Source organism: Actinopolymorpha sp. B17G11 (genome assembly GCF_040196095.1).
Taxonomy (GTDB): Bacteria; Actinomycetota; Actinomycetes; order Propionibacteriales; family Actinopolymorphaceae; genus Thermasporomyces.
Genome location: NZ_JBEFTW010000002.1, coordinates 342,584 through 357,790, shown reverse-complemented (window position 1 = coordinate 357,790; position 15,207 = coordinate 342,584). Strand labels below are relative to the sequence as shown.

Below are 15,207 nucleotides of genomic sequence, written 5' to 3'. Positions count from 1 at the left end.
CCCTCCCCGTGCCGGGGAGCCGGCGCAGGAGCGGGACCTGACCGCCGTCGCAGTGGGGCAACTCACTGTCACAGGCGAGGCCGTTCGCACGTCGTTCAGGCGTACGGTTGCAGCAGAGGTGGAGGAGACGCGATGCGGCAGAAGGTGCGCAAACCGACCTTCCGGGTCACGACGGCACCAAAGAGTCTGAAAGCGGACGTACGTTCCCGTGAGGTCCGTTATCTGCTGTCCATGGGAGTGCGGACAGTGTGCTTCGTCATGGCGTTCGTCACGCAGGGCACACTGCGGTGGCTGCTCATCGTGGCGGCCTTCATCCTGCCTTATATCGCTGTGGTGATTGCGAATGCGGGCCGTGAGCGGCGTACCGACAGCCTGCCGGCGTACGTCCCCGACCACCCTCGCGAACTACCGGCTGGATCCGATCATTCAAGCCGACCGCAAAATACCCGGGGAGCCGTCTAGACCTGGCGGGACGTTCGTGCCAAACTCATGTCTGCGCGCTCCGCTTCCCCCGTCGGAGTGCGACGTGATGCGATGCCGGGCGGCTTCCCCCGTGGCTGCCCGGCATCGCTTCTTGTTATCTGGCGACATTCTCGCCGTCACAGGGCGTACGCAAACCACCGGACTTCCCCCACTGCACCGTTACTCTTCGAAGTCGCCCTCGTGCGTAACGCGTCACCACGGCCTGGATGAGCCGGGCGAGCCTGGTTGAGGGAGAACCCATGACCGACGACTTCCGCCCCGACCAGGCGATCTGTTCGGCGAAGGGGTGCAACAATCCGGCCACATGGGCGCTTCGCTGGAACAATCCGAAAATCCACCCGCCGCAGCGACGCAAGACCTGGGTGGCCTGTGACGGTCACCGGAGCTCTCTCGCGGACTTTCTCAGCGCGCGGGGGTTTCTCCGCGAGATCGAACCCTTCGAAGGCACGGACACGCCGGGCGGTGCCGCAGGCAAGAGCTAGCGGCCCCGAAGCACCTCTCGTCCGGGAGAGACCACGGTCAGCGCGGCCCGCTGGCTAACCGCCGATCGCGGACATCGGCCTGGTCGGCTGCAGGAACGTCGGGTCGTCGATCCCGTGTCCGGGCTGTTTCGTCGCGACCGCCGCTCGCCAACGCCGAGCCAACTCCTCGTCGTCCGCACCACCGCGCAGCGCACCGCGCAGGTCGGACTCCTCGCGGGCGAACAGGCAGTTGCGAACCTGCCCGTCTGCGGTGAGTCGCACCCGGTCGCAGTCACCACAGAACGGCCGCGTCACCGACGCGATGATCCCGACCCGCGCCGGTCCACCGTCGACGACGAACGACTCGGCCGGAGCGCTCCCCCGCCGGTTGCGGTCGTCAGGTCGCAGGTCGAAGTGGCTCTGCAACCCGGCCAGGATCTCGTCCGCCGTCACCATCGTGTCGCGGTTCCAGCGGTGTTGGGCGTCGAGGGGCATCTGCTCGATGAACCGGAGCTCGTAACCACGCTCGAGGCACCAGGCCAGCAGGTCCGGTCCCTCGTGGTCGTTGAGGCCACGGATGAGGACGGCGTTGACCTTCACCGGCGTGAGCCCAGCCGTCTCCGCCGCGGCCAGGCCGGCGACGACATCGGACCATCGGTCGCGGCGGGTGAGCTCGTGGAACGCCGGAGCGCTCAACGTGTCCAACGAGACGTTCACCCGGTCCAGACCAGCCTGCCGAAGTGGCGTCGCGAGCCGGGTGAGACCGATGCCGTTGGTCGTGAGGGACATCTCGGGGCGCGGACTCAGCTCTCCGGTGCGCTGCACGATGTCGACGAGGCCCCGGCGGATCAGCGGCTCGCCACCGGTGAACCGCACCTCCCGGACCCCGAGCAGTCGGACCGCCACCGCGATCAGGCGTACGACCTCGTCGTCGGTCAGGACCTCGGGCGTCGGCAGCCAGGGCAGGCCCTCGGCCGGCATGCAGTAGTTGCACCGCAGATTGCAACGGTCGGTCAGTGAGACCCGGAGGTCGGTTGCCGCCCGCCCGTACCTGTCCACCAGTTCGCCTGCCACCCGCCAAGCGTAGGCGGACACCGCAACCCGGGGCGACGCGCCGCTCGGTACCGGGTGGACACCCCACAGGCACGGCGGGCGGGGCGCTCGGTTAGCGTCGCGAGACGTGTACCGCTTCCTGCTGCGCCCGCGCTGGATCGCCCTGGTGATCATCGTCGCGCTGCTGGTCGCCGTGTTCGTCCAGCTGGGGCGCTGGCAGCTGCACCGGCTCGATGATCGGCGGGCACACAACGCGGTCATCACGACCAACAGCTCCGCGGCGGCGAAGCCGCTCGACACCGTGCTCGCCCCCGGGCGGCCGGTGGCAGCTGGGCAGGAGTGGACGCGCGTGAGCGCGCGAGGACGGTACGACGGTTCGCACCAGATTCTGGTCCGCTACCGGTCTCAGGGGGGCGAGCCCGGGTTCAACGTCCTCTCCCCACTCGTCACCTCCCGAGGCGCCGCCGTTCTCGTCAACCGTGGTTGGGTCCCGCGCACTGCCTCGGTGCAGGCACCGGAGCCACCGGCGGTCCCGACCGGAGAGGTGCGCGTGCTCGGCCGGGTGCGCCCCTCCGAGGCGGCCGATCCGGGCAGCGGCGCTCCACGAGACGGTCAGGTGCGTTTCATCGACGTCGAGCAGATCGCCGCGCACCTGCCGTACCCGGTCGTCGGTGGCTATCTGGAGCTGATCGAGCCGCCCGGTGCCGGCCAGGCGTCGGAGTCGTCCCCGCGAGTGCTCCCCCCGCCGGAACTGTCCGAAGGGCCGCACCTGTCCTACGCGGTGCAGTGGTTCCTGTTCGCACTGATCGCGGTCCTCGGAGTGGGCTTTCTCGCGTACGACGAAGCCCACGACGGGCGGCTGCGCACCCGGATCCGTACCGCCGAGCGCGGCCCACGCCCGGTCCCCGCAGGTGACCGCAGCCGCCCGGAATGATCAACCCACACCCGCCCGCGATTCACGTACGGGTCGACGTGGCGAGGTGGTGAGCCGCCTGCGCGAGGGCTTGATCGAGCCGGTTCACCTCCCGACCGCCCGCGTGCGCGATGCGGCCGACCCCGCCAGCGCCACCACCGATCGTGCGTCCCGCGGGCCGCAGGAGGTCCCGGGCCGGAGCGGTCAGCTGCTCCATCGCGGGATTGATCCCCAGAACCAGTTGCGCCTTGCCGTCCCGCACCATCCCGAGCACCGCACCACCGGGACGCCCCGGCGGGCAGTGCGCGAGGACGCCGTCGACCAACGCCCGGATCTCCTCGCCCTGCTTGGCGTCGTGACCGTCACGCACGTCCGGGGGGTCCAGACGTTCGGCCACTATCCACCGACCACCGGCGTCGCGGCCCTTTCCGGCAAGGCGTTCAGCCAGCTTCGCCCGCTCGCGCTGCCGCACGTCAGCCAGCTCACCCTCGGCCCGCGCCAGTGCGTCAAGGCGACCTTGCAGGCGGCGCAGGATGTCGCCGGACCGCGGAACCCCAAGCAGGGCGGCGATCTGGTCGACCAGGACCCGCTCGTGGTCGCTGTACCGGAGCGCGTCGAGCCCAGTCAACGCCTCGATCCGGCGTACGCCTGAACCGACCGACGTCTCCCCCACCAGACGGACCGGACCGGCCTGGCTGCCGTGGCCCACATGGGTACCGCCGCAGAGCTCCCGGGAGAAGTCGCCGATGTCGACCACCCGCACAACCTCGCCGTACGTCTCGCCGAAGAGCGCGATCGCCCCCGCCTCCTGCGCCTCGGCACGGCTCGCCTGCCAGATACGGACCTCCGGATCGGAGAGCAGCCGCTGGTTCACCTCGTCCTGGATGCGCGCGAGCGCGTCGGGTTCGATCGGCGCGAAGTGGGTGACGTCGAAACGCAGCCTGCCGGGCGCGACGAGGGACCCGTGCTGGCGCGCGTGGTCGCCGAGCGTGTCGCGCAGCACCGCGTGCAGGACATGGGTCGCGCTGTGCGAGCGCGCGGTGGCCGACCGCCGGTCATCGTCCACGACCGCGTGCACGGACTGGCCGACGCGCAGCTCGCCACGAACCACCTCCGCCCGGTGGACGTGAAGGTCGCCACCCGCACCGAGACCGGTGTCGACCACCCGCAGCTCGCTGCCGTCAGGCGTACGGATCACTCCGGCGTCGCCCACCTGCCCACCGGACTCGGCGTAGAACGGCGTCCGGTCCAGCACCACCTCGACGTGCTCACCCTCGAGCGCCGCCGGTACCTCGGTCCCGTCCCGGACCAGCCCGATGATCGAGCCCTCCTCGGTGAGCCGGTCGTGGCCGACGAAGCGCGTCGCCCCGGTGCGGTCGAGGATGGTCCGGTACGCCTGCCCACGGCCACGGTCATCGCCCTGCGTACGCGCCTCGCCTCGCGCCCGCTGCGCACGTCGGCGCTGTTCGTCCATCAGCGCCTCGAACCGGTCCGTGTCCACCACCAACCCGGCCTCGGCCGCGATCTCGGTGGTCAGGTCGACCGGAAAGCCGAACGTGTCATGGAGTTCGAACGCGGTACGCCCCGACAGCACGGGTCGCCCCGACAGCTCCGGCTGCGCCGGTGTCGTCGGTGTCGTCGACGTGGAGCTCCGGCGCACCGCCTCCTCACGCGTACGCCGGATCGCGGTGTCGAGGAGCCGTGCACCCTGCACGAGCGTCCGCCCGAATCCGTCCTCCTCGTGTCCCATCGCCTGCTCGACCAGGCCGCGGCGTTCGGTCAGCTCGGGCCAGACCTGACCGAGCTGGTCGACGACCGTGCCCGCGAGGTCGTGGAGGAACGGATGGTCCACCCCCAGCGCCCGACCGTGGCGGATGGCCCGGCGCAGCAGCCGACGGAGCACATAGCCGCGGCCCTCGTTCGAGGGGAGTACGCCGTCCGCGAGCAGGAACGCGGCCGCCCGCACGTGGTCGACGACGATCCGCGCCGGACGCCGCTGACCCTCGGCACGGACGTCCGCCCCGGTGAGCTGACCGAGGCGCGCCATCACCGGCGCCATCACATCGATGTCGTGGATGGTGTCGACACCCTGCAGGACCATCGCGACCCGCTCCAGCCCGAGTCCCGACTCGAGACAGGGCCGCGGCAGGTCCCCGACGATCGGGATCGTGTTCTCGTCACCACCCTCACCGCGGAGGTAGCGCATGAAGACGAGGTTCCAGACCTCGAGGTACCGGTCGGTGTCGACCGCCGGCCCACCCTCGCGACCGTAGGCGGGACCCCTGTCGTAGAAGATCTCCGAACACGGACCGCACGGACCCGGACCGCCGGTGTCCCAGTAGTTCTCGGCGACGCCGAGCCGCTGGATGCGCTCGATCGGGATGCCGACGCGCCGCCACAGCTCGACGGCCTCGTCGTCCTCGCGGTAGACCGTCGCCCAGAGCCGCTCCGGTGCGAGGCCGAGCACGTCGGTCAGGAACTCGTACGCCCACGGCACCGCGATCGCCTTGCCGTAGTCGCCGAAGGAGAAGTTGCCGAGCATCTCGAAGAACGTCGAGTGCCGGTCGGTGGTGCCGATGTTGTCGATGTCGACCGTTCGTACGCACTTCTGCAGCGACACCAGGCGGTCCTTCGGCGGCGAGGACTCGCCCAGGAAGTACGGCTTGAACTGCACCATGCCCGCGGTCGTGAGCAGGAGCGTCGGGTCGTCGGGCACGAGCGAGGACGACGGCACCAGCTGGTGGCCGCGCTCGCGGAAGTAGTCGAGGAACAGTCGACGGATGTCAGTGGTACGCACGGGAAGCCTCCGGCGGATCGGGACGGCGGCGGTGCCTCAACAGCTGAGGGACCTGGCAGATCAGGGACCGGGTGATCTCACCCACGCCGAGCCGGACCGAGGGGCCGGACTGCGGACTCAGCTCATGCCGAAGACCCCAGCGCCCAGCTCGGCGCACCTAGCTCGCTGTCCCACGCGCGTCATGCCGCGACTTCTCCTCGCATACGTTCGTTCGACCCCATTATGGGCGCGCCGTTCAGGGCTCATCCACCGGGTTTCCCGGGGCGGGTTCGATGGACGGCAGACAGGCCGGCCCGCAGCAGGCCGGCACCGAGCCCGACCGAGCGGTAGTGGATCGCGAGCAGATGCTCCTGGCTCCTGCCAGAGTGCCTGCCGGAGTGCCAGCCGGAGTGCCAGCCGGAGTGCCAGCCGGAGTAGTGGTCACGGTGCCCCTTGATCGTCTGGCGCCACTGCGATCGGCGAGCCGGACGTCTCGGCGAGGCGTGGGAGCGCGTCGCCGATCGGTATGCGGACCACCGCCGCGGCGGCCGCATCATAGGGCGTCGGTTGGGCGTTGACGATGACGAGCTTCGCGCCCGCCGCGACCGCGACGTCGCACAGTCCGGCCGCCGGATGCACCTGCAACGACGTACCCACGGCCAGGAGGACGTCACATGATGCCGCGGCGCGCGCCGCCTGCTCGAGCACCTCCCGATCCAGCGACTGCCCGAACGAGATCGTCGCCGACTTCTGGATACCGGCACACTCCAGGCACCGTGGGTCGGGCTCACCCGCCTCGACCCGCGCGAGTACGTCGGCCATCGGCGTACGCACCTCACACTCCAGGCAGACCGCCCACCAGACCGTGCCGTGGAGCTCGATCACGTTCTCCGAGCCGGCCCGCTGGTGCAGACCGTCGATGTTCTGGGTGAGGAGCGTGCGGACGACGCCGGCGGACTCGAGCGCCGCCAGCGCCCGGTGGGCAGCGTTCGGCCGCGCGGTCCAGGCGGGGTGCTTCTGCCGCTGCCGCCAGGCTTCGATTCGTACGGCGGGATCGGCCAGGTAGTCGGCCAGCGTCGACAGCCGCTCGGCACGGGGGTTGGTGGTCCACACTCCCGCCGGTCCGCGGAAGTCGGGAATTCCGGAGTCCGTCGAGACACCCGCACCGGTGAGCACCGTCACCGCCCGAGCTGAGCGCAGCCAGCGCCCTACGCCTGCGAGGTCGACCACGTCGTCTCCAGACATGCCTCCGACCGTACGCTCACGCCGACGCGGGCCGGTCCGCGTGTCCGCCGGTGGATGGGCAGCCCGGCCCAGCGACCGGCCCAGCGACCCGCCCAACGACCGGCCCTGTGTGCGGAACGTGATCATGATGCGGGAAGGTGCACCGGGATGCCCCAAATTTCGCCGGACACTTACAGTTTCTGCATGCAATGCGTGACCACCATGAGGCAGGATGATGCACCGTGGATCTTGGGGTGCGGGACCGAGTGTTCCTTCTCAGCGGAGCAAGTCGGGGGCTTGGCCGGGCAACCGCCGAGGTCCTCGTCGCCGAGGGCGCCTATGTGGTGATCTCCGCCCGCGGCGAAGACGGCGTCCAGCGCGCTGCCGCGAGTCTGGGCACCGCGCGCGCCGTCGGCGTCGCCGCCGACAACGCCGACCCGGCGTCGGCCGAACGCCTGGTCGCCACCGCGATGGCCAAGTGGGGACGCCTCGACGGTGCCCTCATCAGTGTCGGCGGCCCACCTGCCGGAAGCGCACTCGACTCCGACGAAGACCAGTGGCGGGCGGCATTCGAGTCGGTCTTCCTGGGTGGGCTACGCCTCGCCCGGGCAGTTGCGGCGGCGTGTCGTGACGGCGGGTCGATTGGGTTCGTCCTGTCGAGCTCGGTGCGCCAACCCATCCCGAACCTCGCCATCTCCAACGGCCTGCGACCGGGACTTGCCGGCCTGTCCAAGACACTGGCCGACGAACTCGGTCCGGCCGGTGTGCGCGTCAACGGCCTCTTGCCCGGCAGCTTCGACACTGAGCGTAGTCGCGAACTTGCCGCGCAGAGTGCCGATCCCGAGGCCCTCCGGCGACGTCGCGAGGCGGAGATACCGCTGCGTCGCTATGGCTCACCGCCGGAGTTCGGCCGGGTCGCGGCCTTCATCTTGTCGCCGGTGGCGTCCTACATCACTGGGACCACCGTCGCTGTTGACGGCGGCGTGCTCCGCACCATCTGAACGCGCCGCACCAACCATCTGAACGCACCATTTGAACGCACCGGTGTCGCGCTGCGTCCCATCGTCTGCGCGCGGCGTGGCAACCAGGAGCAACACCCGCTCCAGGGCAACGCTCTTCTGCAACAGGCGCGATCCGCCCTCGACACCAGGTGTCGGGACTGGGGTGTGGGCGTCCACACCCCAGTCCCACGTCGGCGCTAGACCCGCACCTTCTTGGTGCGCGTAGCGCCACCCCTGCTGCGAAGTCTCACCCCCGACTCACTCAGCAGCCGGTGCACGAACCCGTAGGACCGGCCCGTCTCCTGAGCGATGGTGCGGATGCTCTTTCCGCCGTCGTACTTCTTCCTGAGGTCCGCCGCGAGCTTGTCCCGCTGCGTTCCGGTGACCCGTACGCCCTTCTTCAGAGTCTCGGCCACGCCTGCCTCCCGCTGACGAGTGTGATGGTCGCGTTCGGCTTTCCGTTCGCCGACCCGCCCCAGTGATGCCGACGTATCGGTCACGCGCTCACGTCGCGCTCGGTCTCATTCACCGACAGCTCACGCTCACGTGGTACCGATGGCGTACAGCATTCGATCAATACCAATGCCCCATGATCCGCCGACCCATGCCTCGTTACCAACGGAAGATCGGCCGTGTCGCGCCAATATTATTTTCTCTTCTGTTGCGGACAGGCACGGTGGGGGCGGACGTCCCGGCCAGGATTCTGGGGTCAGGCGAGGCTTACAAGATCAACATATTCGGTGTTCCAGAGATCTTCAACGCCATCGGGTAGAAGCAATACCCGCTCGGGTTCGAGGGCCGCGACCGCACCCTCGTCGTGGGTGACGAGGACGATCGCCCCTTTGTACGACCGAATTGCACCAAGAATTTCCTGTCGCGAGACCGGATCGAGGTTATTTGTCGGTTCGTCGAGCAGGAGGACGTTGGCCGCGGAGCAGACGAGCCGCGCGAGCGCGAGGCGGGTCTTCTCACCGCCGGAAAGCACGGCCGCCGGCTTGTCCACGTCATCACCGGTGAACAGGAACGAACCGAGGACGCGGCGCGCCTCCCTGTCGGTGAGATCCGGTGCGGCCGAGGCCATGTTCTCTCCGACGGTACGCCGGATATCGAGGGTCTCGTGTTCCTGCGCGTAATAGCCAAGCTGCAAACCGTGTCCGGCCTCGACGATTCCGGTGTCGGGACTTTCCGTGCCGGCGAGAATACGCAGCAACGTCGTCTTGCCTGCACCGTTGAGGCCGAGAACCACGACTCGGCTCCCCTTGTCGATGGCGAGGTCGACGTCGGTGAAGACCTCGAGAGACCCGTACGACTTGGACAAACCGGTCGCTGTCAACGGCGTCTTGCCACATGGTGCGGGCTCGGGCAGCCGGATCTTCGCCACGCGGTCGGATCGTCGTTCGGGTTCGAGGTCGGCGATCAGGCGCTCGGCCCGGCGGGCCATGTTCTTCGCCGCGACCGCCTTGGTGGCCTTCGCCCGCATCCGGTCGGCCTGGGCCATGAGGGCCTGAGCCTTGCGTTCGGCGTTGCTGCGTTCGCGCTTGCGGCGCCGGTCGTCAGCCTCGCGCTGGGTGAGGTAGATCTTCCAGCCGACGTTGTGGATGTCGAGCTCTGCCCGGTTGGCGTCGAGGTGAAAGACGCGGTTGACAGTCGCCTCCAACAGCCCGACGTCGTGGCTGATCACCACGAGTCCGCCTTTGAACGCACGGAGGAACTCCCGCAGCCAGCCGATCGAGTCGGCGTCGAGGTGGTTCGTCGGTTCGTCCAGCAGCAGCGTGTCGGCGCCGGAGAAGAGGATGCGGGCGAGTTCGATCCGGCGTCGCTGGCCGCCGGAGAGGGTACGCAGTGGCTGGCCGAGCACCCGGTCGGGCAGGCCGAGGTTGGCGGTCACCTGCGCGGCTTCTGACTCCGCTGCGTAACCGCCCCGGGCGAGGAACTCGGTCTCGGCCCTGGCGTACTTCCGCATCGCCCGGTCCTGAGCCGCGCTGTCACGCTCGCGCCCGGCCGCGCCCGCCATTTCCAACTCGGTCGACCGGAGTTCGCGTACCGCGTCGTCGAGACCGCGGGCGGAGAGCACCCGATCGCGGGCGGTGACGTCGAGGTCACCGGTGCGCGGGTCCTGGGGTAGGTAGCCGACGGATCCGACCCGGGTCACGTCACCGCTCGCCGGGATGCCGTCACCGGCGAGGACCCGGGTCAGCGTGGTCTTGCCGGCGCCGTTGCGGCCGACGAGGCCGACCTTGTCGCCGGGAGAGACGCGGAAAGATACGTCGGAGAGGAGGAGTCGCGCACCCGCGCGGAGTTCGAGGTTGCTGGCCGTGATCACTTGAGAACGCTCCGGAGCCGATCGGACACAGGGGACACGTGGGCGAAGGAGTGTCCGATCAAGCACAGCGGATGAGCATGCGGACCAGTCTAGAGAACGAGCCGCGCGTCCCGCCTCCGGGTTTCCTCCGTCCTCCACCAGAGCGCCCCCCCCACCACCCCCCCCCCCCCACCCGCGCGCCCCCCCCACCGGAGCGCCCCCCCCCCCAGATCGCCCCACCCCCCCGGATCGCCGCGCACCTGCCGTACAGCGCTGGCCGAGGTGCAAATGACCACGCTGGGCATGCCTGTGGTAGCCGAAAGGGCGTCGTCGCCCGGCTGGGCGGCCACAGGCATGCCCAGCGTGGTCATTTGCAACTCGCGGCCGCTGCGGCATTGTCGGATCGCTCCAAGCCTGCGGCCGGGAGGTTGGCGATGGCGGGAGCGGGCATCGCACGTCGACGCGCCTACGCTCGGACTGCCGACGCCCGAACAGACGTAAGCCTGCCGAAGGAGCCGCCCGTGCCCTCCCGTCGCCGACTACCGACGCGTGACCTCGCCGTCATCGCCCTGTTCGCGGCCCTCATCGCCGCGCTAGGCCTTCCCGGTTCGTTCAACCTCTTCGGCAACGCCGTCCCCATCACGGCGCAGACCCTCGGCGTCATGCTGGCCGGGTCGATCCTCGGCGCGCGTCGCGGGTTCCTCGCGGTGGCGACGTTCGGCGTCCTCGTCCTCGCCGGCCTGCCGCTGCTCGCGGGCGGACGCGGCGGGATCGGCGTCCTCGCCGGCCCGTCGGCCGGCTACTTCCTCGCGTTCCCGTTGGGCGCCTGGGTCACCGGCTGGCTGACCGAGAAGACGATGCCGCGGTACACGCTGCCCGTCGGGTTCATCGCCAACGTCGTCGGTGGCATCGCCGTCGTCTACGCCATCGGCATCCCCGTGCAGGCCGCCCGCACCGGAACGTCGGGCCTGGTGGCCACCATGGTGGCCGCGGCGGTCTTCCTGCCCGGTGACCTCATCAAGGCCGCGGTCGCCACCGTCGTCGCCAAGGGCGTGCATGCCGGCTATCCCACATTGCGTACGCCGCGTTCAGGAGGCACATCCACGAGTGGGGCCTCTGAGGGGACGGCAGGGGGTACGGTGCGAAACGATGGCCATCTTCCGTGACGTGGCCCGCCGCGCGGCGACCGAACCTGAGCGGCCGGCTGTCGTCGGTCCGTGCGGTCCCCTGAGCTTCGGCGCGCTCGCCGACCGGGCGTCCGAGCGCGCTGACGCGCTCGCCGCGGAGGGCGTGGGGCCTGGAGGCGTGGTCATCTCCTTCGACGGCGAGCCAGTCCGCCTGCTGGTCGACCTGATGGCCGCCGAACGCGTGGGTGCCAGCATCATCGTCGCCGACTCCGCATGGCCGCACGCCATGCGCGGTCCCGCCCTCGACGCCGCGACCGCGGCCGCCGAACGCCATGGCGGAGCGGGGTGCCTGGTCGTCTTCACCTCCGGCAGCACGGGCGTCCCGCGGCCGGTCGTGCGTACGCAGGAGTCGTGGACGTACAGCTTTCCGGCGTTCTCGGCGCTCACCGGCGTCGACGCCACTGACACTGTGCTGATCCCCGGCCGGATGTCGGGAACCCTTTTCCTCTTCGGCGCGCTGCACGCCCTCGTCATGGGTGCGGCGATCCACCCGTTGTCGCACTGGTCGCCCACGCTCGCGACGGAGGCGACGGCGAGTTGCACCACGGCTCACGTCGTACCCGCCATGCTCGGCGTCCTCGCCGGCCGGGCCGACCCGGCGACCAGTCGGCTCCGGCGGGCGGTCTGTGCCGGCGCACACCTCGCCCCCACAGTGGAGGCGGTAGCGGGTGCGGCCGGGATCGAGGTCATCGACTACTACGGCGCGGCCGAGCTGTCGTTCGTCGCGCTCCGCCGGCGTGGTTCTCCCCCGGGCGCGATGCGGCCGTTCCCCGATGTAGAGGTCGAAATCCGTGACGGCGTGATCTGGGCGCGGAGTCGGTACCTCGCCAAGGGACTCGACCTCTCCGCCGACGGGTACGCGAGCGTCGGCGACCACGGCTGCCTCGAGCCCGACGGCACCCTCATCGTCACCGGTCGTTCGAACCAGTCGATCAACTGCGGCGGGGCGACCATCGCCGCCGAGGCGGTCGAACGCGCTCTTCGCCTCGCGTCCGGTGTCGCCGACGTCGCCGTCGTCGGCACGCCGCACGATGAACTCGGGCAGGTCGTGGTCGCGGTCGTCGAGCCGGACGGCCCAGGCGGTGTCGCCCTGGCGACCTTGCGGGCCGCGATCGCCGACCAACTGCACCCTTCCCATCGACCACGGGTGTGGTACGAAGTCGACCGGCTCCCACGTGCCGGCTCGGGCAAGGTCGCCCGCGCCGAGGTCATCGCCGGACTCGCGGACGGCAGCCTTGTCATCCGGGCACTTACGTGAACACTCTGAACCACGTGGAAGCCGCCCCGCCCGAACGCACGGACCCGAACGCCCCGGCGATCGTGGCGGCCAGGCGTACCCCCCTCGGCAGCCGAGGCCGCGGGCTCGCCGACGTGCGGGTGGAACAGCTGGCCGCGCCCGTTCTCCGCGCGCTGGTCGACGACCTTGGCCTCTCACCCCGGCACGTCAGCGAGGTCGTCCTCGGCAACTGCATGGGTCCCGGCGGCAATGTGGCGAGGGTGGCCGCACTCGCGGCCGGACTCGGCCCCGGCGTGCCGGGCCTGACGGTCGACCGCCAGTGCGGCAGCGGGCTGGAGGCGATCACCCTCGCGGCAGGGTTGGTCCAGGCCGGGAGGGGTACGGTCTACCTCGCCGGCGGCGCGGAGAGTGCCTCGACGGCGCCGATCCGCAGCTGGCCCGCACGAGCGGGCGGGCAGGACGGCGAGCCGCAGCGCTACGAACGGGCGCCGTTCGCTCCCCCGCCATTTCCCGATCCGGAGATGGGCGAGGCCGCGGACCTGGTGGCCCACGAGGCCGGCATCTCCCGAATCCGCCAGGACGCCTACGCGGCGCGAAGCCACGCGAGGGCGGTCGCGGCCATGGAGGCGAAGCGGTTCGCCGACGAGCTCGTTCCGGTCGGCGGGCTCGATCATGACGAACGCCCGCGCGCCGGTCTCACGTCGGCCCGGCTGGCCCGGCTGCGTCCCGCGTTCGTCCCGGACGACGCAGGCGGAACGGTCACCGCCGGCAACTCCTGCGGCGTCAACGACGGCGCGGCAGCGGTCGCCGTCGTCCCTGAACGCCTGCGGGCGCGGCACAACTGGCCGGGCCTGCGCATCCTCGACTGGGCGTGCACGGGTACCGACCCGGGCCGGCCGGGTCTGGGTCTGGTCGCCACGGTTCGCCAAGTGCTCGACCGGCAGGGGCTGGGCATGGACGACATCGGCGCGATCGAGTTCGTGGAGGCCTTCGCCGGACAGGTGCTGGCCTGCGCCGACGCGCTCGACCTCGACCCCGACCGGCTCTGTCCCGAGGGCGGCGCACTGGCGCTCGGCCATGCCTGGGGCGCGACCGGCGCTGTCGTGATGGTCCGGCTCTTCACCCGGATGGTGCGCGACGACGGCCCGTCGCTCGGACTCGCCGCGGTTTCCGTCGGCGGTGGCATGGGCGTCGCCGCACTGGTACGCCGCGTGGGCCCGTCTTCCAAGAGGCGGCGCAGCGGCACCGGGAGCGACCGGTGATCGAGTTGCGGGGCGTCTCCCACCACTACGGCTCCCGGCGGGTCCTGGCCGATCTCGACGTACGCCTGACCGAGCAGCGGATCGGTGTCGTCGGTGCCAACGGGTCCGGCAAGTCGACCTTCGCGCGGCTGCTCAACGGCCTGGTGGTGCCGACCCACGGCACAGTGGAGGTCGACGGTTTCGACACCCGGACCGACGGCCGCGAGGTCCGCCGGCGGGTCGGCTTCGTCTTCACCGATCCCGATGCCCAGGTGGTCATGCCGACCGTCGGTGAGGACGTGGCGTTCGGTCTGCGCCGGCTCGGCCTGCCCCGCGAGGAGGTGTCCCGGAGAGCGCAGGCCGCGCTCGAGGCGTACGGTCTCGCCGACTACGCCGATCATCCCGCCCACCTGCTCTCCGGTGGCCAGCTGCAACTGCTCGCCCTCGCCGGGGTTCTCGTGACCGAGCCCACCACGCTGGTCTGTGATGAGCCGACCACGTTGCTCGACCTGCGCAACGCACGGATGGTCACGGACCTGCTCCGCCGGCTTCCTCAGCAGGTCGTCCTCGTCACGCATCACCTCGAACTGCTTGACGGGTTCGAGCGCGTTCTCGTCCTCGACCACGGGCGCCTGGTCGCCGACAGCACCGCGGACGACGCGGTCGACGCCTACCGGAAGCTGCTCACATGAACGCCGCCCTTCCCGGTCACGGCGGTCTGGGCCTCTACCAACCGGGGTCGTCGCTCCTGCACCGGCTTCCGGCCGGCGCGAAGCTCACCGCGCTCGCCGTCGCGGCGGTGGTCATCCTGCGGATCACCGCCGTGTCCACCCTCGGCGTCGCTGTCGTGCTCACCCTGGCTCTGGTGACGGCCGCGCAGATCCCCTGGCGGGTGGGCTTCGCGCAGGTCCGCCCGGTCTGCTGGTTCGCCGTACCGCTCCTGGCGTTCCAGTGGGTGAGCGCCGGACCCGCCCACGCGGTCCTCGTCGTCGGTCAGCTGCTCGTCCTGGTGGCGCTCGCAGCGCTGGTCACGCTCACGACCCGGGTCACGGCGATGCTCGACGCGTTCGAGTCGGCCCTGCGTCCGTTCGAGCGGGTCGGCGTCAGCCCGATGCGGGTCGGTCTCGTGCTGGCCCTCACGGTGCGTTGTATCCCCCTGGTCGCCCAGACGTACGCGGAAACCCGGGAAGCGCAGCGTGCCCGTGGCCTCGAACGCAGCCCGGTCGCCCTCGCGGTGTCCCTCGTCGTACGCCTGCTCAAGAAGGCCGACGCCATGGGTGACGCGCTCGCAGCCCGTGGCCTCGACGACTGAAGGGCTGGACGTCGAAG

At 70.4% G+C, this 15,207-nt stretch carries 14 protein-coding genes; 9 read left to right on the top strand and 5 right to left on the bottom strand.

Going from position 1 to position 15,207, the window contains the following annotated elements; all coding sequences use genetic code 11:
• The first annotated feature begins 132 nt into the window (after window positions 1-132).
• Window positions 133-462: a DUF3099 domain-containing protein gene (locus ABN028_RS03975; protein WP_349326618.1), complete on the top strand. Its 330-nt coding sequence runs from the start codon at window positions 133-135 to the stop codon at window positions 460-462.
• 260 nt (window positions 463-722) lie between these two features.
• Window positions 723-965 (top strand): hypothetical protein, encoded by a 243-nt coding sequence (locus tag ABN028_RS03970; protein ID WP_349326616.1) that lies wholly within the window; start codon window positions 723-725, stop codon window positions 963-965.
• A 54-nt stretch (window positions 966-1,019) separates the two neighbouring features.
• Here ABN028_RS03970 and moaA read toward each other — a convergent pair whose 3' ends face one another.
• Window positions 1,020-2,018 (bottom strand): GTP 3',8-cyclase MoaA, encoded by a 999-nt coding sequence (gene moaA, locus ABN028_RS03965; RefSeq protein ID WP_349326614.1) that lies wholly within the window; start codon window positions 2,016-2,018, stop codon window positions 1,020-1,022.
• 106 nt (window positions 2,019-2,124) lie between these two features.
• On the opposite strand from moaA, the gene ABN028_RS03960 reads away from it, so the two are divergent.
• The gene (locus tag ABN028_RS03960; RefSeq protein ID WP_349695647.1) at window positions 2,125-2,931 is read left to right on the top strand and encodes an SURF1 family cytochrome oxidase biogenesis protein; all 807 of its coding nucleotides are present in this window, start codon (window positions 2,125-2,127) and stop codon (window positions 2,929-2,931) included.
• Window positions 2,932-2,953: 22 nt separating this feature from the next.
• Here the strand turns inward: ABN028_RS03960 and alaS are convergent, their stop codons facing one another.
• Window positions 2,954-5,707 (bottom strand): alanine--tRNA ligase, encoded by a 2,754-nt coding sequence (gene alaS, locus ABN028_RS03955; protein ID WP_349695646.1) that lies wholly within the window; start codon window positions 5,705-5,707, stop codon window positions 2,954-2,956.
• A 420-nt stretch (window positions 5,708-6,127) separates the two neighbouring features.
• Entirely contained in the window at window positions 6,128-6,931 is an 804-nt protein-coding gene (locus ABN028_RS03950) for an SIR2 family NAD-dependent protein deacylase (RefSeq protein ID WP_349695645.1), read from the bottom strand.
• A 233-nt stretch (window positions 6,932-7,164) separates the two neighbouring features.
• Between ABN028_RS03950 and ABN028_RS03945 the strand changes: the two genes are divergently transcribed.
• The gene (locus tag ABN028_RS03945) at window positions 7,165-7,911 is read left to right on the top strand and encodes an SDR family oxidoreductase (protein WP_349326607.1); all 747 of its coding nucleotides are present in this window, start codon (window positions 7,165-7,167) and stop codon (window positions 7,909-7,911) included.
• A 197-nt stretch (window positions 7,912-8,108) separates the two neighbouring features.
• Here ABN028_RS03945 and ABN028_RS03940 read toward each other — a convergent pair whose 3' ends face one another.
• Entirely contained in the window at window positions 8,109-8,327 is a 219-nt protein-coding gene (locus tag ABN028_RS03940; RefSeq protein ID WP_349326605.1) for a helix-turn-helix domain-containing protein, read from the bottom strand.
• A gap of 293 nt (window positions 8,328-8,620) precedes the next feature.
• Window positions 8,621-10,234 (bottom strand): ABC-F family ATP-binding cassette domain-containing protein, encoded by a 1,614-nt coding sequence (locus ABN028_RS03935; RefSeq protein WP_349326603.1) that lies wholly within the window; start codon window positions 10,232-10,234, stop codon window positions 8,621-8,623.
• A gap of 500 nt (window positions 10,235-10,734) precedes the next feature.
• On the opposite strand from ABN028_RS03935, the gene ABN028_RS03930 reads away from it, so the two are divergent.
• Genes ABN028_RS03930 through ABN028_RS03910 form a run of 5 tightly spaced genes read left to right on the top strand, consistent with a single transcriptional unit; the run spans window position 10,735 to window position 15,190 of the window.
• A complete protein-coding gene (locus tag ABN028_RS03930; protein ID WP_349326601.1) occupies window positions 10,735-11,379 on the top strand; it encodes a biotin transporter BioY in 645 nt (214 codons plus the stop codon).
• Window positions 11,363-12,658, top strand: a complete 1,296-nt coding sequence (locus tag ABN028_RS03925) for a class I adenylate-forming enzyme family protein (RefSeq protein WP_349695644.1) — start codon at window positions 11,363-11,365, stop codon at window positions 12,656-12,658. The genes ABN028_RS03930 and ABN028_RS03925 overlap by 17 nt, the downstream gene beginning before the upstream one ends.
• A 14-nt stretch (window positions 12,659-12,672) precedes the next feature.
• A complete protein-coding gene (locus ABN028_RS03920) occupies window positions 12,673-13,899 on the top strand; it encodes a thiolase family protein (protein WP_349695643.1) in 1,227 nt (408 codons plus the stop codon).
• Entirely contained in the window at window positions 13,896-14,570 is a 675-nt protein-coding gene (locus tag ABN028_RS03915; protein WP_349695642.1) for an energy-coupling factor ABC transporter ATP-binding protein, read from the top strand. Before ABN028_RS03920 ends, ABN028_RS03915 begins: the two co-directional genes overlap by 4 nt.
• The gene (locus tag ABN028_RS03910; protein WP_349326594.1) at window positions 14,567-15,190 is read left to right on the top strand and encodes an energy-coupling factor transporter transmembrane component T family protein; all 624 of its coding nucleotides are present in this window, start codon (window positions 14,567-14,569) and stop codon (window positions 15,188-15,190) included. Before ABN028_RS03915 ends, ABN028_RS03910 begins: the two co-directional genes overlap by 4 nt.
• Window positions 15,191-15,207 lie beyond the last annotated feature (17 nt).